The organism is Neisseria sp. HMSC078C12, from assembly GCF_001838065.1.
GTDB lineage: Bacteria > Pseudomonadota > Gammaproteobacteria > Burkholderiales > Neisseriaceae > Neisseria.
In genome coordinates, this window is sequence record NZ_KV835620.1 from 1 (window position 1) to 983 (window position 983).

Here is a 983-nt window from a genome sequence, read left to right on the forward strand (position 1 = left end):
GCGCTGGGACAGCACACCGAATACCACTACGATGCCGATCAAAACCTTACCCTCGCCCTCTATCCCGACGGTAGCAAAGAGACCTTCGGCTACGATGGCGCAGGTCGTCTGACCACCCATACCGATGCCGAAGGCCACACCACCGCCTACGAATACGGCCAGGACGGTCTGCCGACCCGACGCACCAATGCGCTGGGCCATACCTTTGGCTACCATTACGACCAAGCTCGCCGCTTAGTCGGCCTCACCAATGAAAATGGTGCGCGCTACCGTTTTGCCTACGACGTCCTCGACCGATTGATTGCCGAAAGCGGTTTCGACCATAAGCTGACCGGCTACCGCTACAACGCCGGCAACGAACTGGTCGAGCAACGCGAATATGGCGACGACGCCTCCCTTGCCGCCAAACTGATGGCGCAGCTGGGCGGACAACCCGTTCCCAAAAAAGACGCCGCCCCGCTTTCAGACGGCCTCGACAGCCAAACCCCGCTGCGGATTACCGAGTTCAAACGCGATGTATTGGGCCGCTTAATCCATACCCTCGCCCGCAACAACGACAAGGTTCAGGAAACCGTTTACCAATACGACTTGGACGGCAACCTCGTCCGTGCCGCCAACCGCCACAGCATCACCTGCTTCGACTACAACGGCAACGGCCAAATCATCGGCCAGCACCAATGGAAGGTACCGACTAAGGAAGAGAACGCCCGAAACGGTTTGCCCGAAACCGACTGGCGCGATGCGCAGTACGACATGCTGTATCTGCCCGTTACCGAAAGCATCCGCTACCACTACGACTTCAACGGCAACCGTACCGCCACCGTCCTGCCCGACGGCAGACAGATCAACTATCTGTATTACGGCAGCGGCCACCTGCACCAAATCAGCCTCGACGACGAAGTCATCACCGACATCGAACGTGATCGGCTGCACCGTGAAATCTACCGCACCCAGGGTAAGCTCGCCAGCCGTTACGAACTCGA

At 58.8% G+C, this 983-nt stretch carries 1 pseudogene; it reads left to right on the forward strand.

The window, feature by feature from the left end:
* Positions 1 to 983, forward strand: a pseudogene (locus HMPREF2596_RS11670) (RHS repeat family protein); the annotation flags it as partial.